Raw genomic sequence first — 26,533 nt, forward strand, 5'->3', positions numbered from 1 at the left:
CTTACATACGCTCCAGAGTTTCCAGGCCCAAGAGTTCCAGGCCTTGCTTGAGGGTGCGTCCAGCCAATGCGGCAAGGCGCAGGCGACTTTGTTTCTGGGCTTCGTCGTCGGCGGTCAGGATCGGGCAGTTCTCGTAGAAGCTGGAGAACAGGCCGGCCACTTCGTACAAATAGGTGCACAGGATGTGCGGCGTGCCTTTTTCGCCAACGCTGTTGAGCACTTCGCCAAATTGCGCGAGCTTGGCCGCCAGTTCCTGCTCATGGGCGGCGTCCAGCGCGATCTGGCCTTGGACTTCGCTGAAGTCCTTGCCCAGTTTGCGGAATACCCCGGCCACGCGGGTGTAGGCGTACAGCAGGTACGGTGCGGTGTTGCCTTCGAAGTTGAGCATCAGGTCGAAGTTGAAGCTGTAGTCGCTGGTGCGGTGCTTGGACAGGTCGGCGTATTTCACCGCGCCAATGCCCACCACGCGGGCGATGTTGCGCAGGTCGGCCTCGGCCAGCTCCGGGTTCTTTTCCTTCACCAGGTTGTAAGCCCGTTCCTGGGCTTCGGTCAGCAGGTCGATCAGCTTCACGGTGCCGCCGTCACGGGTCTTGAACGGGCGGCCATCGGCGCCGTTCATGGTGCCAAAGCCCATGTGCTCCATGTGCATCGGGTGGGTGACGAAACCAGCGCGGCGCGCTACTTCGAACACCTGCTGGAAGTGCAGGGCCTGGCGCTGGTCGACGAAGTACAGCGCACGGTCAGCCTTGAGCACGCCACTGCGGTAACGCACGGCGGCCAGGTCGGTGGTGGCGTAGAGGTAGCCGCCATCGGCCTTGACGATGATCACCGGCAGCGGCTCGCCGTCGGCGGTCTTGAATTCTTCGAGGAACACGCACTGGGCGCCGTTGCTCTCGACCAGCAGGCCCTTGGCCTTGAGGTCGTTGACCACGTTGATCAGGTCGTCGTTATAGGCGCTTTCGCCCATCACGTCGGCCATGGTCAGTTTCACGTTGAGCAGCTCGTAGATTTCCTGGCAATGGGACAGGGAAATCTCACGGAAGCGGTTCCACAGCGCCAGGCACTCTTCGTCGCCGGCCTGCAGTTTGACCACCAGGCCACGGGCGCGGTCGGCGAACTCTTCAGACTCGTCGAAACGCTTTTTGGCGGCGCGGTAGAAGTTTTCCAGGTCGGCCAGCTCGTTGCTGGTGATCGGGTTTTCCTGCAGGTAGGCCATCAGCATGCCGAACTGGGTGCCCCAGTCGCCCACGTGGTTCTGGCGGATCACGGTGTCGCCGAGGAATTCCAACACCCGTGCCACGCCGTCGCCAATGATGGTGGAGCGCAGATGGCCCACGTGCATTTCCTTGGCCAGGTTCGGCGCCGACAGGTCAATGACCACGCGCTGGCTGTCGCCGGCCTTGCGTGCACCGATGCGGGCATCGGCCAGGGCGGCATCCAGGCGTGACGCCAGGGCCTGGGTGTTCTGGAAGAAGTTGATAAAGCCTGGGCCGGCAATTTCGGCCTTGGTGACACTGGCGTCCGCCGGCAGGGCTGCGATGATTTTTTCGGCCAGGTCGCGTGGTTTCATGCCGGCCGGCTTGGACAGCATCATCGCGATGTTGCTGGCGAAGTCGCCGTGGGTCTTGTCGCGGGTGTTCTCCACCTGGATCGCCGGCGACAGGCCTTCAGGCAACACACCTTCGTTGACGAGTTGGGTGAGGGCTTGTTGGATCAGCTGGCGAATGGTGTCTTTCATGGTGTTCTCTTTCGACCGCAAGCGGCGGCGCGCGATGCGCAGGTGGAAAAACTGGGCATTATCCGTGGCGAGGGCGGGCTTGCCAACCGTTCCGGACCTGTGGAGCATTTTGTAGGAGCGAGCGTGCTCGCGAAAATCGTCAACGATAACGCGGGCTTCCTGATTTAACGCGGTGTTCTTGAGTTTTTCGCGAGCAAGCTCGCTCCTACAGTGGTGGGTGGATCAATACAAATCTACCGGGTCTACATCCAACGACCATCGCACCTGCCGGCCGCTGGGCAGTTGCTCCAGCTCAAGCATCCAGCGACTTAATAGCCGATGCAGCGGTGCGCGGGAGGTTGCCTGCAAGAGTAGCTGAGCCCGATAACGCCCGGCGCGTCGCTCCATGGGCGCTGGCACCGGGCCGAGTAATTCGATGCCACTGAGGGCGAGTTCGCCCAGTAAACGTTCGGCGGCGCTGCACGCCTCATCAAGAAAGCCTTCGGCCTGACCGGGCTTGTGGGCTTCGGCACGCAGCAGCGCCAAGTGCGCAAAGGGCGGTAGGCCGGCGGCGCGGCGTTCGCTCAAGGCCTGTTCGGCGAAGGCAAAGTAGCCTTGTTCCGTCAGTTGAATCAGCAGCGGGTGGTCGGCCAGGTGCGTCTGGATAATCACCCGGCCTGGCTCTTCGGCCCGCCCGGCGCGTCCCGCCACCTGCACGATCAACTGCGCCATGCGTTCGCTGGCGCGAAAATCGCCGGAGAACAGTCCACCGTCGGCATCCAAGATCGACACCAGGGTCACCCGTGGGAAGTGATGCCCTTTGGCAAGCATTTGCGTACCCACCAGGATGCACGGTTGGCCTTTGTGGATGGTGGTGAACAGTTGGTTCATAGCGTCTTTGCGCGACGTGCTGTCGCGGTCGACCCGCAGTACCGGGTAGTCCGGGAACAGAATGCCCAGGCGTTCTTCGGCGCGCTCGGTGCCGGCGCCCACGGGCCGCAGGTCCACCTTGCCGCACTGCGGGCAATGGCGCGGTACCCGTTCCACATGGCCGCAGTGATGGCAGCGCAACTCGCCGTGGCGCTGGTGCACGGTCATGCGCGCATCGCAGCGCTCGCACCCGGACATCCAGCCGCAGTCATGGCACAGCAGCGTGGGGGCAAAGCCGCGGCGGTTGAGAAACACCAATACCTGCTGACCGGCGGCGAGGGTCTGGCCGATGGCTTGTTGCATCGGGCCGGAAATGCCGCTGTCCAGCGGACGGCTTTTCACGTCCAGGCGCAGGAAGCGCGGTTGTTTGGCGCCACCGGCGCGCTCGTTCAAGCGCAGCAGCCCGTAACGGCCGGTGTAGGCGTTGTGCAGGCTTTCCAAGGAAGGTGTGGCCGAGCCCAGCACAATCGGGATGTCTTCCTGGCGGGCGCGCACCAGCGCCAGGTCGCGGGCGTGGTAGCGCAAACCTTCCTGCTGTTTATAGGAGCCGTCGTGCTCCTCGTCGACGATGATCAGCCCGGGGTTTTTCATCGGCGTGAACAGCGCCGAGCGCGTGCCGATAATAATGTCGGCCTCGCCGTCTCGCGCTGCCAGCCACGACTCCAGGCGTTCACGGTCATTGACCGCCGAGTGCACCAGGGCGATGCGGGCATTGAAGCGTTGCTCGAACCGCGCCACGGTCTGCGGGCCCAGGTTGATCTCCGGGATCAATACCAGTGCCTGCTTGCCGGCCTGCAGGGTCTCGCGGATCAGTTGCAAATACACTTCGGTCTTGCCACTGCCAGTGACGCCGGCCAACAGGAACGCGTGAAAACTGTCGAAACCGGCGCGAATCGCCTCATACGCGGCGCGTTGCTCGGCGTTCAGCGGCAACTCCGGTTGGGCCAGCCAGTGTTCGTGGCGCGGGTCCGGGGCGTGCTTGCGGATTTCCACCTGCACCAGGCCCTTGGCCAGCAGCAGGTCGAGGCTGTCTTTGCTCAGCATCAGCTTGCTTAATAGCTGATGGGCCACGCCGTGGGGGTGCTGCGCCAAGGTGGCCAGAGCCTCACGTTGGCGCGGGGCGCGGGCGATGCGCGGGTCGTCAAGGCGTGCGCCGGGCACCATCGACCAGAAACGCTCCTGGCGCGCCTCGGCCAGTTCGCCCTGGCGCAGCAGCACAGGCAGCGCCCAGCTCAAGGTATCGCCCAGGCTGTGTTGGTAATACTGCGCGGTCCACAGGCACAGCTTGAACAGTGCGGGCGGCAGCGGCGGCGTGGCGTCGAGCAGGGCAATTGCCGGCTTGAGCTTTTCGGCAGGCACTTCGCTGTGGTCGGCGACTTCCACCAGAATACCGATCATTTCCCGGCGCCCGAACGGCACGCGCACACGCATGCCCGGCTGCAACTGTGCACGCGACACGCCGGGCGGGGCCCGGTAATCGAATAGGCGGCGCAGGGGCGAGGGCAGGGCTAGGCGCAAAATGGCGTCGGGCACGCGAGGAGTCTCATTTATATAGGCAAGCGGTGGCGCAGGGGCGCGAGCCTAGCAGACCGGGGGTGTCACGTCTCCAGTACTGGAACCGGATCTTGTGAGGGGGCTTGCCCCAATCGCCTACCGTAGGAGCGCGCGTGCTCGCGAAAAACGTCAACGATAACGCGAGCTTCCTGAATCAACGCGGCGCCTGTGAGTTTCTCGCGAGCAAGCTCGCTCCTACAAAAAGCCCTTGACTGACTGGCATTGGGGCAAACCCGGCTCCCACATTGATGGCGCAGTGCCAGGAGTTTCTGATGAAAGGTGTTTTTTGGCCATTGCCGTCGCTTGCGCGATTAAAAAGGTCTGGTAGAATCCGCGGCCTAATTACGTGCGGTATTCGACAATAGTGTCGAGTGGCGGCACGCTAGCCTGAGGAAGTGCCATGAAAGCCGATATCCATCCAGCGTACGAAACCATCGTAGTTACCTGCAGCTGCGGCAACAAGTTCGAAACGCGTTCGAACCTGTGCAAGCCACTGGGTACTGACGTATGCAACGAGTGCCACCCGTTCTACACCGGTAAGCAGAAAACTCTGGACACCGGCGGCCGCGTACAGCGCTTCGCAGATCGCTTTGGTGCTTTCGGCAAGAAGCCTGCTGCTACTCCAGCAGAGTAAGGTTCAAGAGCCTTATGGGCTTTTACCTGCTGTTGAAAAAGGCGTCCCTTGTGGGCGCCTTTTTTGTGCCTGGGATTTGGCTGGCGACCGCTCAGGCCGACGCCTTCTGCCCCGCCCCGGCGGCCATCGCCAGGGTCGAGGTGCAGCGTGTGGTGGATGGCGACACGGTGCGGCTCAAGGATGGTCGCAGCGTACGCATGATCGGCCTCAATGCACCGGAAACCGGCAAGAAGGGCCGCCCTGACGAGCCATTCGCCGTCGCCGCGCGCCAGCGCCTGCAGGCGTTGGTCAAGGCCAGTGATGGGCGCGTCGGCCTGGTGCCGGGGCGCGAAGGTAAAGACCATTACGGGCGCACCCTGGCTCACCTCTACGGCGCCAATGGCGAGAACCTGGAGGCGCAACTGCTGGCCGAGGGCCTGGGGTACCAAGTGGGTGTGGCGCCGAATGTGGACCTGGTTGCCTGCCAGCAGGCCGCCGAAAACAGCGCCCGCCAGGCACGGCTCGGCCTGTGGCGCCAATCGCCAGTGCAAAGCGTGGCGAATCTCAAGCGCTCCGGGTTTGCGCTGGTGGCTGGTCGGGTCAGCAAGATCGAGCGAAATCGTGGCGGAATCTGGATTGAACTGCAGGGTTCACTGGTATTACGCATTGCGCCCGAGCTGATCAGCCAATTCGATACGGCCACGCTCAATGGTCTGCAAGGCCGTACCCTGGAGGCGCGTGGCTGGGTGCAGGATCGTTCCCGCCGTGGCGGCCTGAAAAAAGGCCAGGCACGCTGGCTGTTGCCAATAACCGACCCCGGCATGCTGAAATCGACGCTTTGAATAAAAAATTGTAGACATTTTTTATTTCGATTGTGAACAGTTGAGCCCTTGTATCCCGTGGCTCTTGGCCAAAAGTCGTAGCCCAGGGCCCTTGACACCTGTGACTGCCCAGTCTTGTAGGGACTTTACGACACGCGTATCCTCGGCGGTCCGTCGACCAACAGTAAAAGCGGAATGCCGATATGTCTGATTTGAAAACTGCCGCTCTCGAATACCATGCCAATCCTCGTCCAGGAAAGCTGAGTGTAGAGCTCACCAAAGCCACTGCCACTGCCCGCGACCTGTCGCTGGCCTACAGCCCTGGTGTTGCCGAACCCGTACGTGAAATCGCCCGTGACCCAGAGCTGGCGTACAAGTACACCGGCAAAGGCAACCTGGTTGCAGTGATTTCCGATGGCACCGCGATTCTGGGCCTGGGTAACCTCGGCCCGTTGGCTTCCAAGCCAGTCATGGAAGGCAAGGGCGTGCTGTTCAAGCGCTTTGCCGGCATCGACGTGTTCGACATCGAAGTCGACTCCGAAAGCCCGCAGGCGTTCATCGACACCGTCAAGCGCATTTCCATCACGTTCGGTGGCATCAACCTGGAAGACATCAAGGCACCTGAGTGCTTCGAGATCGAAAAGGCCCTGATCGAGCAGTGCGACATTCCGGTATTCCACGATGACCAGCACGGCACCGCGATCGTTACCGCAGCCGGCATGATCAACGCCCTGGAAATCGCTGGCAAAACCCTGAGCGAGGCGAAAATCGTCTGCCTGGGCGCCGGTGCCGCGGCCATTTCCTGCATGAAGCTGATCATCAGCATGGGCGCCAAGCTGGAAAACATCTACATGGTCGACAGCAAGGGCGTGATCCAGTCCGAGCGTACCGACCTGAACCAGTACAAGGCGATGTTTGCCCACCCGTCCTCCAAGCGCACCCTGGCTGACGCCCTCGACGGTGCCGACGTGTTCGTTGGCCTGTCCGGCCCGAACCTGCTGAGCGCTGAAGGCCTCAAATCCATGGCGCCGAACCCTATCGTGTTCGCCTGCTCCAACCCGGACCCGGAAATCGCGCCTGAGCTGGCCCACGCCACCCGCAGCGACGTGATCATGGCCACCGGCCGTTCGGACTACCCGAACCAGGTCAACAACGTATTGGGCTTCCCATTCATCTTCCGTGGTGCCCTGGACGTTCGCGCCAAGCGCATCAACGAAGAAATGAAAGTGGCTGCTGCCAACGCCCTGCGTGAACTGGCCAAGCTGCCGGTACCTCAGGACGTGTGCGACGCCTACGGTGGCGCCAAGCTGGAATTCGGTCGTGAGTACATCATTCCCAAACCAATGGACAAGCGCCTGATCACCCTGATCTCCGATGCCGTGGCCAAGGCCGCTATCGAGACCGGTGTGGCCACCCTGCCGTATCCGAAGAACTACCCGCTGCAAAGCGTGGATGATGTGTTCAACGGCTAAGCTGTTGTAGCGCACCCACAAAAAAGCCCCGGCTCGAATGAGTCGGGGCTTTTTTGTGGCTGACAAACCCGTTAGAACAAATCGATCGGTGCGCCTTCATCCGCCGGCAGCGGGCTGCCCGGCACTACGCCGTTGCCCAGTTCGTTGACCGACGGCGGCGTGTCTTCGCTCTTGAACAGCTCGAAGTACGCATTCGGCGTGCTCGGCGAAGCCGCACGGCCACTGATGGGGTCGATGCGCAGGCTAAGGATGCCTTCCGGTTCCGGCTGGGTGTGCAGCGGCTTGTCCTTGAGCGCTGCGCCCATGTAGCTCATCCAGATCGGTAGGGCGACGGTGCCACCAAACTCGCGGCGGCCCAGGCTTTCAGGCTGGTCATAGCCGGTCCACACGGTGGTCACGTAGTCGCCGTTGTAGCCGGAGAACCAGGCGTCCTTGGATTCGTTGGTGGTACCGGTCTTGCCGGCGATATCCGCACGGCCCAGGGCCAGTGCGCGGCGGCCGGTGCCCTTCTTGATCACGTCTTGCAGGATGCTGTTGAGGATATAGGTGGTACGGCCATCCACGATGCGTTCGGCAACTGCTGGCGCTTGCGGCTCAGCGGGTGCGTCGGCGTTTGCGGCCGCTGGCGTGCCTGGCGTCGGCTCGATGGTGATACCGCCGTTGCTCGGTGCTGCGAGCCCGTCGGTGGCGGCCACGCCATTGACCATATCGCCAGGTACCCGTGGCGGGTTGGCGGTGAACAGGGTGTCGCCATTGCGGCTTTCGATCTTGTCGATCAGGTACGGCGCGATCTTGTAGCCGCCGTTGGCAAAGGTGCTCCAGCCGGTGGCGATTTCCATCGGCGTGAGGGTAGCGGTACCCAGGGCCAGGGACAGGTTCGGTGGCAGGTCAGACTTGGCAAAGCCAAAGCGCGTCATGTAGTCGATGGTCTTGCCTACGCCCATCGCCTGCAACAGGCGAATCGACACCAGGTTACGCGACTTGTACAGCGCCTCGCGGATACGGATCGGGCCAAGGAAAGTGTTGGTGTCGTTCTTCGGGCGCCAGACCTTGTCCAGGTATTCATCGACAAACACGATGGGCGCGTCGTTCACCAGGCTGGCAGCGGTGTAGCCGTTGTCCAGCGCGGCACTGTAGACGAATGGCTTGAAGCTGGAGCCCGGCTGGCGCTTGGCTTGGGTGGCGCGGTTGTAGTTGCTCTGCTCGAAGGCAAAACCGCCGACCAGCGCGCGAATTGCACCGTTCTGCGGGTCCAGGGACACCAGGGCGCCCTGGGCGAGCGGCACCTGGCTGAATTTGAGGTTGTCATCCTTCTGGCGTTGCACGCGGATCAAGTCACCCACCTGGGCCACGTCGGAGGGCTGCTTGGGCATCGGGCCCATGCTGTTGGTGTTCAGGAACGGACGCGCCCACTTCATGCTGTCCCAGGCTACATGGGCTTCGCCAGAGCGGGTCAGCACTTGGATACCGTCTTTGGATACCTGGGTAACGATGGCCGGGTCCAGGCCGCTGATCGAACGCTGTTTGCCCAACTCGGTGGTCCAGGCACTCAGGGTCTTGCCTGGCAGGCGCGACTCGGGGCCGCGGTAGCCGTGGCGCTGGTCGTAAGTGATCAGGCCTTCATGTACCGAATGGTTGGCGATTTCCTGCAAGTTGCTCGGCACCGTCGTGGTAACGCGGAAACCTTCGGTGTAGGCCTCGCTGCCATAACGGCCCACCATCTCGGCGCGGGCCATTTCGGCGATATAGGGTGCATTCACTTCCGGCGTCGGCACGTGATAGCTGGCGTTCAGCGGCTCGGCCACGGCGCTTTCATAAGCGGCCTGGTCGATCTTGCCCAGCTTGTACATGCGGCCCAGGATCCAGTCGCGGCGTTCTTTACTGCGCGCCGGGTTGGCCAGCGGGTTGAAGCGCGACGGCGCCTTGGGCAGGCCAGCAATCATGGCCATCTGCGCCAGGCTGGCGTCACGAATCGACTTGCCGTAGTAGACCTGGGACGCGGCCTCAATGCCGTAGGCGCGGTTGCCCAAGTAGATCTTGTTGACGTACAGCTCGAGGATTTCATCCTTGGTCAGCTGGCGTTCGATCTGCAGCGCCAGCAGGATTTCGGTGGCCTTGCGGGAAAAGCTGCGCTCGCTGGTAAGGAAGAAGTTCTTCGCCACCTGCATGGTGATGGTGCTGCCGCCGGATTGAATGTGTCCGCTTTTTACCAATTGCGTGGCTGCACGCACCAGGCTGCTGGGGTCTACGCCGTAGTGGTTGGCAAAATTATCGTCTTCGGCAGACAGCAAAGCGCTGATGAAATTGGGCGGAATGTCGGCAAAACGGATCGGTGTGCGGCGCATTTCGCCGAACTCCGCGATCAGTTTTTCATCGCTGCTGTAGACCCGCAAAGGAATCTGCAACTGGATACTTCTGAGGGCCTCTACGGAGGGCAAACCCGGACTAAGGTAGAGGTAGGCCCCGCTGAATACGAGCAGCAGCCCGCAGACGATGGCGACAATGGAGTACCCGAAAAACTTCAGCAGACGAATCAAGGCTTTTGGATTTCCAGAGAAAAGAAAGAGTTACGCGTCGGGGCATGCATGGCAAACGATGGATCGACCCGGGCAGCAGATAAAAAGCGGGAAAAAACGCTGGGCATTAAAGCATTTTTCGGCTTGGGGCGTCATTCGCGAGCCTTGAACAAGCCGACCGAATGCAAGGTGCCTGGCAGCAGTCAGGCGAGATGACAGCCGGTATGACAGGGAAAGTTTTGGGGAGTTTTATGGGAAAGGGATTTTTCAGGCGAAAAGTCGACACGGTGTTGGGGGTCGATATCAATGACAGCGGTATCAAGCTGATCGAACTGGGCCGTTCATCCGGCGGTTTCAGCGTCCAGGGCTACGTCACCCAAGTGCTGCCGCCCCACGCGGTGGTCGATGGCACCCTGCTGGACCTGGAGTGTGTGGGTCTCGTGCTGCAACAGGCACTGTCGCGCCTGGGTTCCTCGGCCCGATACGCCGCCGTGGCGGTTGCAGGCCCGTCGGTGATTACCCGGCTGATTGACATGGACGCCGGCCTGAGCGACGAGGAAATGGCCTGGAAGATCCAGATGGAAGCCGACCAGTTCATCCCTTATCCATTGGATGAAGTGGCCATCGACTTTCAGGTTCAAGGGCCATCGGTTCAAGGCCCGCAGTGGGTAGAGGTGATGCTGGCGGCGTGCCTGCGCGAGCAGGTCGAAGCGCGCGAGGCGGTTTTGGCCATGGCGGGGCTGGTGCCGCGAGTGGTCGATGTAGAAGGGTTTGCATTGCAGCGCGCTTGCCTTCAGGATTTTGCCAGCTTCACGCCGGGTCATAGAGTCGATGGTGCACAATGGGCCTTGGATGCCCAAGGGATGGGAGTAGCTTGCGGGCTGGCCCTGAGGAGTTTCGCTGGATGACACGAATCAATCTTTTGCCTTGGCGCCAGGCCCTGGCGCAGCGCAGGCGCAAATACCTGTTGGTGCTATTGCTGGCGTTTGCCTGCGTGGCGCTCGCGGCATTGTGGTTGGCTGATCAAGTGATCGACCAGGCGATAGACCGGCAGGTCAGCCGCAACAGCCGCCTGGAAGAGCACATCGCCACCCAGGACTCGCGCATCAAGACCATCGACGATCTTCAGGAGCGAAGCCAGCAACTGGCCGAACGCATGAAGGTGGTTCAGGACCTGCACGATGCCCGCTCTTCCGGGGCCCGATTGTTCGAGCAATTGGCTCGCTCGGTGCCTGAAGGTGTCCATCTGCATGAAGTGGTTGCGAACGGCGACACCATCAGCATCCGGGGCACAGCTGAAAGCAACCAGGATATCGCCCGTTTGATGCAGCAGCTCAAGCCAGCCCAGGGCTCCAGTTCGACCCGTCTGCAGCGCGTGCAGGCCGAAGGTGCGCGCGGTGAAAGTGAATTTCAGCTGATGGTTCGCCAGGGGGAAACCAGCGAGGCGCAACCATGAGCCTGCCCAGGCTCGATTTTTCCACGCTCTCTGACAACGCTGCTAAATGGTCCCTGCCGGGCAAGGTGCTGCTTGGCTGTGCGCTGGCCGGCCTGGTGCTGGCGATAGGCGAGGTTTCGCATGGCGGGCCGCAGCGGGAGCGATTGCACGGGCTTGAGGCGCGGGAGCAGGCGCTGCAGCAGCAACTCACAGAAAAGACCGGCTTGGCCGCCAGCCTTGAGCTGCGCACCCAGCAGGTGCGGAGTATGGAAGACAACGTTGCCAGCCTTCTCGGGCAATTGCCCGGCGAGTCCGAGGTGCCTGCCGTGTTGGAAGACCTGGCCCGGCTGGCGGCTGCCCATGGGGTGTGGGTTGAAGGCATCAATGTGCTGGATGAAGTGCCTCGCCAGCTCTATGTCGAACAACCCATGCAGATAAGCGCCTCCGGGGCTTACCACGACCTGGCGACGTTTGTCAGTGCCTTGGGTGGGTTGCCTCGGGTAGTCACCGTGCAGGACGTTACGCTTGGGCATCAGGGCGCCTTGCTGCGTCTGGACATGCTCGCCAAGACCTATCGCAGCACCCTGCAAAACGGCAAGGCCCGTCAGGTACTCGATCTCGGGCCGCCATTTGTCTACGCCCCGTCGTCCCTGCGCGACCCGTTCAAGGCGCCTGCCTTGCAAGCAGTCCATGTGCCCGGCCGGCCCGCTCTTGCACCGGATTTCACCCGGCCACGTGGGCTGTTGGAGGGTATGCGGCTGGAGCAGTTCGAAATGGTCGGCACGCTGTCCAGGGGTGTGCAGGCTTTCGCCTTGCTGCGCGCTGGAGCCAGGGTGTATCGACTGGCGGTGGGTGATTATCTGGGGCCGGATCATGGCCAGGTCACGGCCATTCAAGACGCGGCTGTCGAGCTGGTGGAGCTGTTTCCCGATGGACAGGGCGCTTGGTTGCAACGCCCGCGAACCCTTGTGCTGAACGTCAACTCATAACGGAATCAAACAATGAAAAGGACCTTCTCGTCCTTCGGTGTGGCGCTATGGATAGCGTTCACGGCACCGATGGCTACTGCTGTGCCCAATCGCCTGGAGCTGATCCAGCTGCCGCCGCCCGACAGTGCCTCGTCGGTCAGCTATACAGGCGCCAAACTGACTCTGAACTTCCAGGACATCGCCCTGCGCGCGGTATTGCAGCAAATCGCCGATGTCGCCGGGCTCAACCTGGTGACCAGCGATGAGGTGCAGGGCTCGATCACCTTGCGGCTCAAGGATGTGCCGCCGATCAAGAAAAACGAGGTCAACGCCAAGGTTCTGGTCAGGGATGGCGAGACCATCGTCATTGGCGGGGTTTTCTCCAATACCCAAAGCAAAGTGGTAGATAAAGTGCCATTTTTGGGCGATGTGCCGTATCTTGGCCGCCTTTTCCGGCGCGATGTGCTGGCGGAGAAAAAATCCGAGCTGCTGGTATTCCTGACTCCGCGTATCATGAATAACCAGGCGATTGCTGTGAGTCGTTGATTCTGTGCGAAATTTGATTCTTGTAGGGCCGATGGGGGCTGGAAAAAGCACCATCGGCCGTTTGCTGGCCAAAGAGCTGCGCCTGCCGTTCAAAGATTCCGACAAGGAAATTGAATTGCGCACGGGTGCCAATATCCCATGGATCTTCGATAAAGAAGGCGAACTGGGCTTTCGTGACCGCGAGCAGGCGATGATTGCCGAGCTGTGCGGCTGCGATGGCGTGGTATTGGCGACCGGCGGTGGCGCCGTCATGCGCGATGAAAACCGTCGGGCGCTGCATGCGGGTGGTCGCGTGGTGTATTTGCACGCATCGGTCGAACAGCAGGTGGGCCGTACCGCCCGTGATCGCAATCGCCCGTTGCTGCGCACTGCCGACCCGGCCAAAACTCTTCGTGACCTGCTGGCGCTGCGCGACCCGCTGTATCGGGAAATCGCCGATCTGGTGGTAGAAACCGATGAGCGGCCACCTCGGATGGTCGTACTCGACATCCTTGAGCGCCTGCAACGGTTGCCACCCCGTTAAAGCCTGGCCCGAAATGCGCTATTCTCGGCGGCGCGCCATCACCTTGTAAGGTATGGCGTAGAGCCACCAGGCGGTGTCGAGATATCGACAGTGCCGGTCGTCACTCCATCTTCAACGCGGGGACACATGCAGACACTTAAGGTCGATCTAGGCGAGCGCAGCTACCCGATCCATATTGGCGCAGGTCTGTTGGACCAGCCCGAACTGCTTGCGCCGCATATTGCCGGCCGGCAGGTGGCGATCATCTCCAACGAAACGGTCGCGCCGCTGTATCTTGAGCGTTTGAGCCGCAGCCTGGCGGCATACTCGGTGATCTCCGTGGTGTTGCCTGACGGCGAAGCCCACAAAAACTGGGAAACCCTGCAACTGATCTTTGATGGCCTGCTGACTGCGCGCCATGACCGTCGAACCACCGTGGTCGCCTTGGGCGGCGGTGTGATTGGCGACATGGCCGGTTTTGCCGCGGCCTGCTACCAGCGCGGCGTGGATTTTATCCAGGTGCCGACCACCTTGCTGTCCCAGGTCGACTCGTCGGTGGGCGGCAAGACCGGTATCAACCACCCGCTGGGCAAGAATATGGTCGGCGCGTTCTACCAGCCCCAAGCTGTGTTGATCGACACGGCCACCCTCAACACCTTGCCGCCGCGCGAGTTGTCGGCGGGCCTGGCGGAAGTCATCAAGTACGGGCTGATCTGCGATGAGCCGTTCCTGACCTGGCTGGAAGAGCACATGGACGCCTTGCGCGGCCTCGATCAGGTAGCGCTCACCGAAGCGATTTCCCGCTCCTGCGCGGCCAAGGCGCTGGTGGTCAACGCCGACGAGCGCGAGTCCGGTGTGCGGGCCACGCTGAACCTGGGCCACACCTTCGGCCATGCGATCGAAACGCACATGGGCTATGGTGTGTGGTTGCATGGGGAAGCCGTAGCGGCTGGCACCGTGATGGCATTGGAGATGTCGCAGCGCCTGGGCTGGATCAGCGCCCAAGAGCGTGATCGCGGTATCCGCCTATTCCAACGTGCCGGTTTGCCGGTTGTTCCGCCTGCGGAGATGACCGAGGCGGATTTCCTTGAACATATGGCGATAGACAAGAAAGTGATCGACGGTCGACTTCGACTGGTACTGCTGCGCCACATGGGCGAAGCCGTGGTGACCGACGATTATCCAAAAGAGATTCTACAGGCCACGCTGGGAGCGGATTACCGCGCCCTGGCCCAGCTCAAAGGTTAATAAGACCCGATGACTAGTTTGCATGCCGACGAGGCGTTCCTCGGCCATTACCACTTGAGCCACGACCCCTTTGCTCCACGGGTGCCGGGTTTCAAATTCTTCCCCGCCCAGCGCAAACCGGTGCTTGGGCAGTTGCATCACCTCGCGCGCTACAGCCAGTTGCTGCTGGTGGTCACCGGTCCTCTGGGCAGCGGCAAGACCTTGCTGCGCCAGGCGCTGGTGGCCAGCACCAACAAACAATCGGTGCAGAGCGTGGTGGTATCGGCCCGCGGTGCCGGTGATGCGGCTGGCGTACTGCGCCAGGTAGCGCAGGCGTTGGACGTCTCCAATGCCGAGCCGAACGCGATTCTCAAGCAGGTGGTGCAACTGGGCCTGACCGGCCAGGAAGTCTACCTGCTGGTAGACGACGCCGAGCAGCTCGACGAGTCCGCCCTGGAAGCGCTGCTGGCGCTGGCGGCGGGTACGCCGGAAGGTCGCCCGCATGTGTTCCTGTTCGGTGAGTCTTCGCTGATCGCCGATCTGGAGCAGATCAGCGGTGAGCAGGAGCTGTTTCACGTCATCGAGTTGCAGCCGTACGAAGAGGAAGAAACCCGCGAATACCTGGCACAACGCCTTGAAGGCGCCGGGGCGGGTATCGAACTTTTCACCGCTGCGCAGATCTCTGATATTCACGAAAGCTCCGATGGCTGGCCTGGAAACATCAACCAGGTTGCCCGCGATGCCATGATCGAAGCCATGATTGCCAGCCGCTCTGCGGTCAAGCGTCCAAAGATGGGGTTCACTATGCCTAAGAAGCACGTATTGGCTATTTCCGCCGTTGTCGTGGTCGCTGTTGCCGCCGCCTGGTTGATCCCGGGCCGCAACAAAGCACCGACAACCACCGGCGCGCCAACCGAACAGGCGCAGTTGCCACTGGGCAAACCCACGCCAAACGTCGAATTTGCCAACTCCGGCCAACCGACCAACCTGCCGATGGTCGGCCAACCTGTGATGCGTGGCCCTCTGGCCGAAGAAGCCGGTGGCATCTCCGAAGGCGACGACGGTGTGCCGGTGGAAGGCTCCAGCGCTACGCCGCCGACCGTGACCACCACCGCGCCACCTGCAGGCGTACCGGCCGGTGTGCCAGCGACGCCGGTTGCTCCGGTCGCCAAGCCTGCTCCGACGCCGGCGCCGACTGTTGCTACCGCTAAGCCTGCTCCGGTGGCCAAGCCTGTCGCACCGGCTCCAGCCGCCAAACCAGCCCCGGCCGCCAAGCCTGCGGAAAAACCAGCCGCCACCGTCGCCAAGGCCGGCGCTGCTGGCAGCAGCTGGTACAGCAGCCAGCCTACCGGCAACTTTGTGGTGCAGATTCTCGGCACCAGCTCCGAAGCCAACGCCCAGGCGTTCGTCAAAGAGCAGGGCGGCCAGTACCGTTATTTCAAGAAAGTGCTCAACGGCAAGCCTCTCTACGTGATCACCTACGGCAGCTTCCCAAGCCGCGCCGCAGCCGATTCTGCCATCAAAGCCTTGCCAGCGAAGGTTCAGGCTGGTAAACCTTGGCCTCGCACTGTTGCCAGCGTTCAACAAGAACTGGCAGCAACTCGCTGAAGATCCGGCGGCCTTACCCAGGCCGCCCTCCCGGCACCTCAAAAAAATCCGCAAGTGCGTGCAGTCTCCCGAGACCGCGCGCTTTGTGGTGTCTGCGTCACAGTGGCTTTTGAGTCGTAGCGGTCAAAATTAAAAAAGTTTTGACTAGCACAGCATATCGCTTTAAACCTTTCATAAATGCGACATAGATTTGCGACATTTCGTCGCTAAATTTGTGAGCGTCTGTGTCGGTGTGTACAATGACCTCCCTTTTGCCCCCGCTAAGCCGGCGTACGTTCGGCGTGGAAGGTAACCGGTTGAATTGAAAAGAAATTTGCCTCGGTAAAAGAGGCAGCCTGGTGAGAAAGTGTCTATGAAAGCAGGTCTGTACCAACCCGATGAATTCAAGGATAACTGCGGTTTCGGCCTGATAGCCCACATGCAGGGCGAACCCAGTCATACCCTTTTGCAAACGGCCATCGAGGCCCTGACCTGCATGACCCACCGCGGTGGGATCAACGCCGACGGCAAGACCGGTGACGGCTGTGGCTTGCTGATTCAAAAGCCCGACCAGTTCCTGCGCGCTGTCGCCCAAGAGCAATTTGCGGTCGAACTGCCCAAGCAGTACGCCGTGGGCATGGTGTTTTTCAACCAGGACCCGGTAAAGGCCGAAGCCGCTCGCGAGAACATGAACCGCGAGATCGCCGCCGCCGGCCTGCACATCGTCGGCTGGCGCAAAGTGCCCATCGACACCAGCGTGCTCGGCCGCCTGGCCCTGGAGCGCCTGCCGCAGATCGAACAAGTGTTCATCGCAGGCGATGGCCTGAGCGACCAGGACATGGCGATCAAGCTGTTCACGTCCCGTCGTCGTTCGTCGGTGCTCAACGCCGCCGACACCGACCACTACATCTGCAGCTTTTCCCACAAGACCATCATTTATAAAGGCCTGATGATGCCGGCGGACCTCACCGCCTTCTATCCAGACCTGAGCGATGAGCGCCTGCAAACCGCGATCTGCGTGTTCCACCAGCGCTTCTCCACCAATACCCTGCCGAAATGGCCGCTGGCCCAGCCATTCCGCTTCCTCGCCCACAACGGCGAGATCAACACCATCACCGGCAACCGCAACTGGGCCCAGGCCCGTCGCACCAAGTTCGCCAACGATTTGATGGACCTCGAAGAGCTCGGCCCGCTGGTCAACCGCGTGGGTTCCGACTCCTCCAGCATGGACAACATGCTCGAACTGATGGTCACCGGCGGCATCGACCTGTTCCGTGGCGTGCGCATGATCATTCCGCCAGCGTGGCAGAACGTCGAGACCATGGACCCGGACCTGCGTGCGTTCTACGAGTACAACTCGATGCACATGGAGCCGTGGGACGGCCCGGCCGGTGTGGTGATGACCGACGGTCGCTACGCGGTGTGCCTGCTCGACCGTAACGGCCTGCGCCCGGCGCGTTGGGTGACCACCACCAACGGTTTCATCACCCTCGCTTCGGAAATCGGCGTGTGGGACTACAAGCCAGAAGACGTGATCGCCAAAGGCCGTGTCGGCCCTGGCCAGATCCTGGCTGTGGACACCGAAACCGGGCAGATCCTCGACACCGACGCCATCGACAACCGTTTGAAGTCGCGTCACCCATACAAGCAATGGCTGCGCAAGAACGCCCTGCGCATCCAGGCGACCATGGAAGACAACGACCACGGTTCGGCTTTCTACGACGTCGACCAGCTCAAGCAATACATGAAGATGTACCAGGTCACGTTCGAAGAGCGCGACCAGGTGCTGCGCCCGCTTGGTGAGCAAGGCTACGAGGCCGTCGGCTCCATGGGCGATGACACGCCAATGGCCGTGCTGTCCCAGCGCGTGCGCACGCCGTACGACTATTTCCGCCAGCAGTTCGCGCAGGTGACCAACCCGCCGATCGACCCGCTGCGTGAAGCCATCGTGATGTCCCTGGAAGTGTGCCTCGGTGCCGAGCGCAACATCTTCCAGGAATCGCCTGAGCATGCCTCCCGCGTGATCCTCAGCTCGCCGGTCATTTCCCCGGCCAAATGGCGTTCGCTGATGACCCTGGAGCGTCCAGGCTTCGATCGCCAGATCATCGACCTGAACTACGACGAGAGCCTGGGCCTTGAAGCCGCGGTGCGTAACGTTGCTGACCAGGCTGAAGAGGCCGTGCGTGCCGGTCGTACCCAGATCGTACTGACCGACCGCCACATCGCGCCTGGCAAGTTGCCGATCCACGCATCCCTGGCGACCGGCGCGGTGCACCACCGCTTGACCGAAAAAGGCCTGCGCTGCGACTCCAACATCCTCGTGGAAACCGCCACCGCCCGCGACCCGCATCACTTTGCGGTGCTGATCGGTTTCGGCGCCTCGGCGGTGTACCCGTTCCTCGCGTACGAAGTGCTGGGTGACCTGATCCGTACCGGTGAAGTGCTGGGCGACCTCTACGAGGTGTTCAAGAACTACCGCAAGGGCATCACCAAGGGCCTGCTGAAGATCCTGTCGAAGATGGGTATCTCCACGGTTACCTCGTACCGTGGCGCGCAGTTGTTCGAAGCCATCGGCTTGTCCGAAGAAGTCTGCGAGCTGAGTTTCCGTGGCGTGCCAAGCCGCATCAAGGGTGCGCGTTTCGTCGACATCGAAGCCGAACAGAAAGCCCTGGCCTTGGAGGCCTGGAGCGCGCGCAAGCCGATCCAGCAAGGTGGCCTGCTCAAGTTCGTGCACGGTGGCGAATACCACGCCTACAACCCGGACGTGGTCAACACCCTGCAAGCCGCTGTGCAGCAGGGCGACTACGCCAAGTTCAAGGAATACACGAGCCTGGTGGATAACCGCCCGGTGTCGATGATCCGTGACCTGTTCAAGGTGAAAACCCTGGACACGCCGATGGACATCAGCCAGGTCGAGCCGCTGGAGTCGATCCTCAAGCGCTTCGACTCCGCCGGTATTTCCCTGGGCGCCTTGTCGCCGGAAGCTCACGAAGCCCTGGCCGAAGCCATGAATCGCCTGGGTGCGCGTTCCAACTCCGGCGAAGGCGGCGAAGACCCGGCGCGCTACGGCACGCTCAAAAGCTCGAAGATCAAGCAGGTGGCCACCGGCCGTTTCGGTGTGACTCCGGAGTACCTGGTCAACGCCGAAGTGCTGCAGATCAAGGTTGCCCAGGGCGCCAAGCCGGGTGAGGGTGGGCAACTGCCAGGCGGCAAAGTCAACGGCCTGATCGCCAAGCTGCGTTACGCCGTACCGGGCGTGACCCTGATTTCGCCACCGCCGCACCACGACATCTACTCGATTGAAGACTTGTCGCAGCTGATCTTCGACCTCAAACAAGTCAACCCGCAGGCTCTGGTCTCGGTGAAACTAGTGGCAGAAGCCGGCGTCGGCACCATCGCCGCCGGTGTGGCCAAGGCCTATGCCGACCTGATCACCATCTCCGGCTACGACGGCGGCACCGGCGCTTCGCCGCTGACCTCGATCAAGTACGCTGGCGCACCCTGGGAGCTCGGCCTGGCCGAAACCCACCAGACCCTGCGCGGCAACGACCTGCGCGGCAAGGTGCGGGTACAGACCGACGGCGGCCTGAAAACCGGCCTCGATGTGATCAAGGCCGCAATCCTCGGCGCCGAAAGCTTCGGCTTCGGCACCGCGCCCATGATCGCCCTAGGCTGCAAATACCTGCGCATCTGCCACCTGAACAACTGCGCCACCGGCGTGGCGACTCAGAACGAAAAACTGCGCAAGGATCACTACATCGGCACCGTCGACATGGTGGTGAATTTCTTCACCTACGTCGCCGAGGAAACCCGTGAGTGGCTGGCCAAGCTGGGCGTGCGCTCGCTGGAAGAGCTGATTGGTCGCACCGACCTGTTGGACATCCTCGAAGGCCAGACTGCCAAGCAACAACATCTGGACCTCACGCCGTTGTTGGGCAGCGATCACATCCCGGCAGACAAGCCACAATTCTGCCAGGTGGACCGCAACCCACCGTTCGACAAAGGCCTGTTGGCCGAGAAAATGGTCGAAATGGCCGGCGCCTCGATCAACGACGCCAGCGGTGGCGAGTTCGCCCTGGATATCTGCAACTGCGACCGCTCCATCGGCGCACGCATCTCCGGCGAAATCGCGCGCAAGCACGGCAACCAGGGCATGGCGAAAGCGCCGATCACCTTCCGCTTCAAGGGCACTGCGGGCCAGAGCTTCGGCGTGTGGAACGCCGGTGGCCTGCACATGTACCTGGAAGGCGACGCCAACGACTACGTGGGCAAGGGCATGACCGGCGGCAAGCTGGTCATCGTTCCGCCGGCTGGTAGCGTGTACAAGACCCAGGACAGTGCCATCATCGGCAACACCTGCCTGTACGGCGCCACCGGTGGCAAGCTGTTTGCCGCAGGTACCGCCGGTGAGCGTTTCGCCGTGCGTAACTCCGGTGCCCACACCGTGGTGGAAGGCACTGGCGATCACTGCTGCGAGTACATGACCGGAGGCTTTGTCGCGGTACTGGGCAAGACCGGTTACAACTTCGGTTCGGGCATGACCGGCGGTTTCGCCTACGTGCTCGATCAGGACAACACCTTCGTCGACAAGGTCAACCACGAGTTGGTCGAGATCCAGCGCATCAGCGGCGAAGCCATGGAATCCTACCGGAACCACTTGCAGCACGTGCTGGACGAGTACGTCGAGGAAACCGGCAGCGAATGGGGTCGTAACCTCGCCGAAAACCTCGATGATTACCTGCGTCGTTTCTGGCTGGTCAAGCCCAAGGCTGCCAACCTGAAATCGTTGCTTTCCAGCATCCGTGCCAACCCGCAGTGATATGCGCCTGAACAGTTTGATGAGGTTTTAACATGGCTGAACGTCTGAATAACGACTTCCAGTTCATCGATGTCGGGCGCAAAGATCCGAAGAAGAAACTGTTGCGTCAACGCAAGAAAGAGTTCGTGGAGATCTACGAACCCTTCAAACCCCAGCACTCGGCCGACCAGGCCCACCGTTGCCTGGGGTGCGGTAACCCGTATTGCGAATGGAAGTGCCCGGTGCACAACTTCATTCCCAACTGGCTCAAACTGGTGGCCGAGGGCAACATCCTCGCCGCCGCCGAGCTGTCGCACCAGACCAACACCCTGCCGGAAGTCTGCGGCCGGGTGTGCCCGCAAGACCGCTTGTGTGAAGGGGCGTGCACCCTCAACGACGGTTTTGGCGCGGTAACCATCGGTTCGGTGGAGAAGTACATCACCGACACCGCGTTCGCCATGGGCTGGCGCCCGGACATGTCCAAGGTCAAGCCGACTGGCAAGCGCGTCGCGATCATCGGCGCAGGCCCGGCGGGCCTGGGGTGTGCCGACGTGTTGGTGCGTGGCGGCGTGACCCCGGTGGTGTTCGACAAGAACCCGGAAATCGGTGGCCTGCTGACCTTCGGTATTCCTGAGTTCAAGTTGGAAAAAACCGTACTGAGCCACCGTCGTGAAGTGTTCACCGGCATGGGTATCGAGTTCCGCCTCAATACCGAAATCGGCAAAGACATCACCATGGAGCAACTGCTCGCTGAATACGATGCCGTGTTCATGGGCATGGGCACCTACACCTACATGAAGGGCGGCTTTGCCGGTGAGGACTTGCCGGGGGTGTATGACGCGCTCGACTTCCTGATCGCCAACGTCAACCGCAACCTGGGCTTTGAAAAGTCGCCGGAAGATTTCGTCGACATGAAGGGCAAGAAGGTCGTGGTACTGGGCGGTGGCGACACTGCGATGGACTGCAACCGCACCTCGATCCGCCAGGGCGCCAAGTCGGTGACCTGCGCTTATCGCCGTGACGAAGCCAATATGCCCGGCTCGCGCAAAGAGGTGAAGAACGCCAAGGAAGAAGGCGTGAAGTTCCTCTACAACCGCCAGCCGATCGCCATTGTCGGTGAAGACCGTGTGGAAGGCGTGAAGGTGGTCGAGACTCGTCTTGGCGAACCGGATGCCCGTGGGCGTCGCAGCCCCGAGCCGATTCCGGGTTCCGAAGAGATCATCCCGGCCGACGCCGTGGTCATCGCCTTCGGCTTCCGCCCAAGCCCGGCGCCGTGGTTCGAGCAGTTCGAAATCCAGACCGACAGCCAGGGCCGCGTTGTAGCCCCGGAACAAGGCCAGTACAAGCACCAGACCAGCAACCCGAAAATCTTCGCCGGTGGCGACATGGTGCGCGGGTCTGACCTGGTAGTAACCGCGATCTTCGAAGGCCGTAACGCCGCCGAAGGTATCCTGGACTACCTGCAAGTCTGATCCCGATCCCCAGTTGAAATGGGGATCAACAATGTGGGAGCGGGCTTGCTCGCGAATGCGGTATATCAGTCACCAGATGTTTCGACTGGGCCACCGCTTTCGCGAGCAAGCCCGCTCCCACATTGGTTTTGCGTTGTGTTCATGTCCGCGACAAATTGACCCGATAGACAAAAGGCACGGTGCATTCCGTGCCTTTTGCGTCGCGCTCTGAGAAAATGCCCGCACTTTTTTTGCGGATGCCGACATGACTGCCCTCAAGAACGACCGTTTCCTTCGTGCCCTGCTCAAGCAACCCGTAGACGTCACCCCGGTGTGGATGATGCGTCAAGCTGGTCGCTACCTGCCGGAATACCGCGCCAGTCGCGCCAATGCGGGCGATTTCATGAGCCTGTGCATGAACCCGGAGTTCGCCTGCGAAGTCACGATGCAGCCGCTGGACCGCTACCCACAACTGGACGCGGCCATTCTCTTCTCCGATATCCTCACCATCCCCGACGCCATGGGCCAAGGCCTGTACTTCGAAACCGGCGAAGGCCCGCGCTTCAAGAAAGTCGTCAGCACCCTGGCCGATATCGAAGCCCTGCCGATCCCTGATCCACACAAAGACCTGGGCTACGTGATGGACGCTGTCAGCACCATCCGCCGCGAGCTCAACGGCCGCGTGCCGCTGATCGGCTTCTCCGGCAGCCCATGGACCCTGGCCACCTACATGGTCGAAGGCGGCTCGTCGAAAGACTTCCGCAAGACCAAGGCCATGCTCTACGACAACCCGCAAGCCATGCACCTGTTGCTGGACAAGCTGGCGCAGTCGGTCACGTCCTACCTCAACGGCCAGATCATGGCGGGCGCCCAAGCGGTACAGATTTTCGACACCTGGGGTGGCAACCTGTCGGCGGCGGCGTACCAGGAATTCTCCCTGGCCTACATGCGCAAGATCGTCAGCGGCCTGATCCGTGAACACGAAGGCCGCAAGGTGCCGGTGATCATGTTCACCAAAGGCGGCGGCCTGTGGCTGGAAAGCATCGCCGATGCTGGTGCCGATGCATTGGGTCTGGACTGGACCTGCGACCTCGGCGAAGCCCGCCGCCGCGTTGGCAACCAGGTTGCGCTGCAAGGCAACATGGACCCGACCGTTCTGTACGCCAAGCCAGAAGCGATCCGTACCGAGGTAGGTCGCATCCTCGCCAGCTATGGCAAGGGCACCGGGCACGTGTTCAACCTCGGCCACGGCATCACCCCGGAAGTGAACCCGGAGCATGCCGGTGCGTTCCTGCGCGCAGTGCACGAACTGTCGGCGCAATACCACGAGTAAAACGCAAAACAAAATGTGGGAGCTGGCTTGTCGGGTCGCCGCATCGCTGCGATGGCGGCGGTGAGTTCAACACCGCCATCGCAGGCAAGCCAGCTCCCACATAAAGCAAATTGCGTCAGGTCCGCATATTTCCCAGTGGCGGCAACTTCGCCAGCTTCAATGCCACCAGCAACGCGCCAATCAGCAGCGCGACGATGAACCCGCCAATCCCGTTCCAACCGGCAAAGTGCCAGAAGAACCCACCCGCCGTCCCGGCAATGCTCGATCCAACGTAGTAGCAGAACAGGTACAGCGACGACGCCTGCCCCTTGGCTTTCACCGCACGGCGGCCGATCCAGCTGCTGGCGACCGAGTGGGCGCCGAAGAACCCGAAGGTGAACACCAGCATGCCCGGCACCACCAGCCACAAAGGCGTGAACAGCGTCAGGGCCATGCCGGCGAGCATCAGCACGATGGTGCCCCACAGCACGCGGCGGCGGCCGAGGCGGTCTGCCAGGGAGCCGATCTTGGCCGAACTGTAGATACCCGAGAGGTACACCAGCGACAGCAGGCCCACCACCGCCTGGCTCAGCTCATAGGGTGAGGCCAGCAGGCGATAGCCGATGTAGTTGAACATCGTCACGAAGGCGCCCATCAGCAGGAAGGCTTCGAGAAACAGCCACGGCAGGCCGGCGTCCTTGAAGTGCATGACGAAGCCGTCCACCAGGCTGCGCGGCTTGAGGCTGCTGGCGCGGAAGTTGCGCGATGGCGGGAGGATCTTCCAGAACACCGTGGCTGCGATCAACGCCAGAGCGCCGATGATCAGCATTGCGGTGTGCCAGCTGACAAAATCGATCAACACGCCGATGATCAGGCGCCCGCTCATGCCGCCAATCGCGTTGCCGCCGATGTACAGGCCCATGGCCAGGCCGATGTGCTGCGGGTGGATCTCTTCGCTGAGGTAGGTCATGGCCACGGCGGCCAGGCCGCTCAAGGACAGGCCCACCAGTGCGCGCATCAACAGAATGCCTTCCCAGCTCGGCATCAAGCCGCTGGCGATGGTGGCCAGCGCCGCACAGAACAACGCGGCAACCATCACCGGCTTGCGCCCCAGCCTGTCGGAGATCGGCCCGGTGATCAGCAGGCCGCAGGCGAGCATTGCCGTCGCAACGGAAAGAATCAGGCTGCTTTGCGCGGCATTGATGGAGAACTCGTGGGACAGCGCCGGCATCATCGGCTGCACGCAATACAACAAGGCAAAAGTAGCAAAGCCACCGGAGAACAGCGCCAGCACCGTGCGCATGAACATCGGCGTGCCTTTTTCGATGTACGCGTCGTTGAGCTGCGCCACCACCTCATCGAGGGCTGAGGGCGGGGTGTGTTGGGCAAGTGGAGCAACAGCAGGATTCACGGGGGACCTCGGGGAGGAAAGTCTGCCAGGACTGACAATGCAAAAAAGAATATAGCTGGCTAATGATTCTTTCCAATATATTGTTCGACCTGTTTGATAGGTTTTACGACCTAATGAGGTATGCATGGAATTACGTCACCTGCGGTACTTCATCGCCGTCGCTGAAGAACTGCACTTCGGCCGCGCCGCGCAGGTACTGGGCATCTCGCAGCCACCCCTGAGCCAGCAGATCCAGGCGCTGGAACACGAGCTGGGCGCACGCTTGTTCGAGCGCACCAATCGTCGGGTCGAGCTGAGCGAGGCAGGGCGCTTGTTCTTGCAAGAGGCACGGCTGGTGCTGGCCCAAGTCGACAAGGCGGCAGATGTGGCGCGGCGTGCGCAGTTGGGCGAGCTGGGTGAGTTGAAGATCGGCTTCACCTCGTCTGCGCCGTTCAACGCCAGCATTCCCCAGGCGATCTTTGCCTTCCGCCAGGCATTCCCGGCGGTGCATCTGAACTTGCAAGAAATGAGCAGCACCCAAGTGGCCGAGTCGCTGGTGGATGAGTCGATTCAGGTGGGGCTGATGCGGCCCTTGCCCCTGCCCGACTCACTGAACGTGATCGAGTTGATGCGCGAGCCATTAGTCGCGGTACTGAGCGCCGGCCATCCTTTGGCCCAAGGCAGCGAGCGCGGCTTGCACCTGGAGCAATTGGCCGAGGAGCCTTTTGTGTTCTTCCCGCGCAGTTACGGCAGCGGCCTGTACGCGCAATTGCTCAACCTGGCCCGCGATGCCGGGTTCAGCCCGCACTTTGCCCAAGAGGCAGGGGAAGCAATGACCATCATTGGGCTGGTGGCGGCGGGGTTGGGCGTATCGGTGCTGCCGGCGTCCTACCAGCGCATCCGCATCGATGGTGTGGTCTATCGCACCCTGCTCGACCCGCAGGCAGTGACGGCAGTGTGGCTGGTGCAACGCAAGGGCGCGCAAACACCGATGGCGAAGGGGTTTGTGGAGTTGTTGACGCGTAGGGCATCGGTGTAGGCCGGGTCACATATCAGGTAACGCAACCAGCTTAGTTATTTGCCGGGATTTTGCGCAAAATCGCTTTTTTCAGGCGAGTGGATATGGATGGCACTTCTCTATCAGCCCAAGGAGGGCAGCGTGTTGATTTGTGATTTTCGTGGCTATGAGGTTCCGGAAATCATCAAGATTCGACCCGTTATTGTGATACGCAAACACCGAACTAATAAGCTGCTCGTAACGGTGGTACCCCTGAGTACTACTGCTCCACAGCAGGTGTTGGAGCATCATTTGCAGCTTGATAGCCACCTTCACGGAGCGAACCCGATCTGCTGGGCTAAATGCGATATTGTCGCGACAGTCAGCTTGGGCCGATTAGACCGAATCAAAAGTAAAGATCGTCATGGCAAACGAACTTACAAAATCGCCGAACTTACCCATGACCAGTTTTCGGCGATAAAAGCGGCGGTGCGCAGTGCGCTTGGGTTGCGATAAAGCGGGATACGAGTGGGCGGCGTTTTGCCACTGATTGCAGGTAACCCGTTTTCAGGCATACTGCCCGAGTTCCCGAAAGGGGCTTGTGAGACTCTGAGGATCCTGGGTAACCAGCCATCGCAGAGCCAGGCAGGAAGCGGCGATGACAAGCCAACCTGTTTGTGAAGAGGGCGCCGAAAGG

The 26,533-nt window shown here is 61.4% G+C and carries 19 protein-coding genes and 1 pseudogene; 16 read left to right on the plus strand and 4 right to left on the minus strand.

The features are described from left to right. Nucleotide 1: 1 nt before the first annotated feature. Nucleotides 2-1,738 (minus strand): arginine--tRNA ligase, encoded by a 1,737-nt coding sequence (gene argS / locus PSH76_RS02105; protein ID WP_186606458.1) that lies wholly within the window; start codon nucleotides 1,736-1,738, stop codon nucleotides 2-4. Here argS and PSH76_RS02110 point away from each other — a divergent pair. Next, nucleotides 1,709-1,906: a hypothetical protein gene (locus tag PSH76_RS02110; RefSeq protein WP_138761720.1), complete on the plus strand. Its 198-nt coding sequence runs from the start codon at nucleotides 1,709-1,711 to the stop codon at nucleotides 1,904-1,906. The genes argS and PSH76_RS02110 overlap by 30 nt on opposite strands. Before the next feature lie 54 nt (nucleotides 1,907-1,960). On the opposite strand, the gene PSH76_RS02115 is transcribed toward PSH76_RS02110, so the two are convergent. Beyond that, entirely contained in the window at nucleotides 1,961-4,180 is a 2,220-nt protein-coding gene (locus PSH76_RS02115; RefSeq protein WP_032893961.1) for a primosomal protein N', read from the minus strand. A gap of 421 nt (nucleotides 4,181-4,601) precedes the next feature. On the opposite strand from PSH76_RS02115, the gene rpmE reads away from it, so the two are divergent. The 3 genes from rpmE to PSH76_RS02130 all read left to right on the plus strand — a co-directional run bounded on the left by rpmE (nucleotide 4,602) and on the right by PSH76_RS02130 (nucleotide 7,107). Continuing rightward, the gene (gene rpmE / locus PSH76_RS02120; protein ID WP_138761719.1) at nucleotides 4,602-4,835 is read left to right on the plus strand and encodes a 50S ribosomal protein L31; all 234 of its coding nucleotides are present in this window, start codon (nucleotides 4,602-4,604) and stop codon (nucleotides 4,833-4,835) included. Nucleotides 4,836-4,849: 14 nt separating this feature from the next. Beyond that, on the plus strand, nucleotides 4,850-5,656 hold the full coding sequence (locus PSH76_RS02125) for a thermonuclease family protein (protein WP_305493529.1): 807 nt from the start codon (nucleotides 4,850-4,852) through the stop codon (nucleotides 5,654-5,656). Between the two features lie 182 nt (nucleotides 5,657-5,838). Further along, on the plus strand, nucleotides 5,839-7,107 hold the full coding sequence (locus tag PSH76_RS02130; protein ID WP_098949779.1) for a malic enzyme-like NAD(P)-binding protein: 1,269 nt from the start codon (nucleotides 5,839-5,841) through the stop codon (nucleotides 7,105-7,107). A gap of 71 nt (nucleotides 7,108-7,178) precedes the next feature. Here the strand turns inward: PSH76_RS02130 and PSH76_RS02135 are convergent, their stop codons facing one another. Then, nucleotides 7,179-9,641 (minus strand): penicillin-binding protein 1A, encoded by a 2,463-nt coding sequence (locus PSH76_RS02135; protein WP_370874657.1) that lies wholly within the window; start codon nucleotides 9,639-9,641, stop codon nucleotides 7,179-7,181. A gap of 233 nt (nucleotides 9,642-9,874) precedes the next feature. Here PSH76_RS02135 and pilM point away from each other — a divergent pair, with 233 nt between their 5' ends. The 10 genes and pseudogenes from pilM to hemE all read left to right on the plus strand — a co-directional run bounded on the left by pilM (nucleotide 9,875) and on the right by hemE (nucleotide 23,470). Beyond that, complete coding sequence (gene pilM, locus PSH76_RS02140) at nucleotides 9,875-10,531, plus strand: type IV pilus assembly protein PilM (RefSeq protein ID WP_032893951.1); 657 nt, start codon at nucleotides 9,875-9,877, stop codon at nucleotides 10,529-10,531. Beyond that, complete coding sequence (locus PSH76_RS02145; protein WP_186606464.1) at nucleotides 10,528-11,079, plus strand: PilN domain-containing protein; 552 nt, start codon at nucleotides 10,528-10,530, stop codon at nucleotides 11,077-11,079. Before pilM ends, PSH76_RS02145 begins: the two co-directional genes overlap by 4 nt. Further along, on the plus strand, nucleotides 11,076-12,047 hold the full coding sequence (locus PSH76_RS02150) for a pilus assembly protein PilP (RefSeq protein ID WP_305493531.1): 972 nt from the start codon (nucleotides 11,076-11,078) through the stop codon (nucleotides 12,045-12,047). The genes PSH76_RS02145 and PSH76_RS02150 overlap by 4 nt, the downstream gene beginning before the upstream one ends. Before the next feature lie 270 nt (nucleotides 12,048-12,317). Next, nucleotides 12,318-12,572: pseudogene (locus PSH76_RS02155) on the plus strand (type IV pilus secretin PilQ); the annotation flags it as partial. Nucleotides 12,573-12,576: 4 nt separating this feature from the next. Continuing rightward, nucleotides 12,577-13,095: a shikimate kinase AroK gene (gene aroK, locus PSH76_RS02160; protein ID WP_003187914.1), complete on the plus strand. Its 519-nt coding sequence runs from the start codon at nucleotides 12,577-12,579 to the stop codon at nucleotides 13,093-13,095. A gap of 126 nt (nucleotides 13,096-13,221) precedes the next feature. Continuing rightward, nucleotides 13,222-14,322: a 3-dehydroquinate synthase gene (gene aroB, locus PSH76_RS02165; protein ID WP_032893944.1), complete on the plus strand. Its 1,101-nt coding sequence runs from the start codon at nucleotides 13,222-13,224 to the stop codon at nucleotides 14,320-14,322. 9 nt (nucleotides 14,323-14,331) lie between these two features. Further along, nucleotides 14,332-15,909, plus strand: a complete 1,578-nt coding sequence (locus tag PSH76_RS02170) for an SPOR domain-containing protein (RefSeq protein ID WP_044270731.1) — start codon at nucleotides 14,332-14,334, stop codon at nucleotides 15,907-15,909. A 352-nt stretch (nucleotides 15,910-16,261) separates the two neighbouring features. Beyond that, nucleotides 16,262-20,707, plus strand: a complete 4,446-nt coding sequence (gene gltB, locus PSH76_RS02175) for a glutamate synthase large subunit (RefSeq protein ID WP_032893942.1) — start codon at nucleotides 16,262-16,264, stop codon at nucleotides 20,705-20,707. 32 nt (nucleotides 20,708-20,739) lie between these two features. Continuing rightward, complete coding sequence (locus PSH76_RS02180; RefSeq protein WP_003187920.1) at nucleotides 20,740-22,158, plus strand: FAD-dependent oxidoreductase; 1,419 nt, start codon at nucleotides 20,740-20,742, stop codon at nucleotides 22,156-22,158. 244 nt (nucleotides 22,159-22,402) lie between these two features. After that, entirely contained in the window at nucleotides 22,403-23,470 is a 1,068-nt protein-coding gene (hemE, locus tag PSH76_RS02185; RefSeq protein ID WP_032893941.1) for a uroporphyrinogen decarboxylase, read from the plus strand. Between the two features lie 115 nt (nucleotides 23,471-23,585). On the opposite strand, the gene PSH76_RS02190 is transcribed toward hemE, so the two are convergent. Beyond that, nucleotides 23,586-24,803: an MFS transporter gene (locus PSH76_RS02190; protein ID WP_370874658.1), complete on the minus strand. Its 1,218-nt coding sequence runs from the start codon at nucleotides 24,801-24,803 to the stop codon at nucleotides 23,586-23,588. Between the two features lie 181 nt (nucleotides 24,804-24,984). Here PSH76_RS02190 and PSH76_RS02195 point away from each other — a divergent pair, with 181 nt between their 5' ends. Together PSH76_RS02195 and PSH76_RS02200 are read left to right on the plus strand one after the other, a co-directional pair. Beyond that, nucleotides 24,985-25,878: a LysR family transcriptional regulator gene (locus tag PSH76_RS02195; RefSeq protein ID WP_032893938.1), complete on the plus strand. Its 894-nt coding sequence runs from the start codon at nucleotides 24,985-24,987 to the stop codon at nucleotides 25,876-25,878. Between the two features lie 87 nt (nucleotides 25,879-25,965). Beyond that, nucleotides 25,966-26,352 carry a type II toxin-antitoxin system PemK/MazF family toxin gene (locus tag PSH76_RS02200; protein ID WP_032893936.1) on the plus strand — a complete coding sequence of 129 codons (387 nt, stop codon included), beginning with the start codon at nucleotides 25,966-25,968 and terminating at the stop codon, nucleotides 26,350-26,352. The last annotated feature ends 181 nt before the right edge of the window (nucleotides 26,353-26,533 follow it).

It is taken from the genome of Pseudomonas sp. FP215 (assembly GCF_030687795.1).
In the GTDB taxonomy this organism is placed as follows: Bacteria; Pseudomonadota; Gammaproteobacteria; order Pseudomonadales; family Pseudomonadaceae; genus Aquipseudomonas; species Aquipseudomonas salmasensis.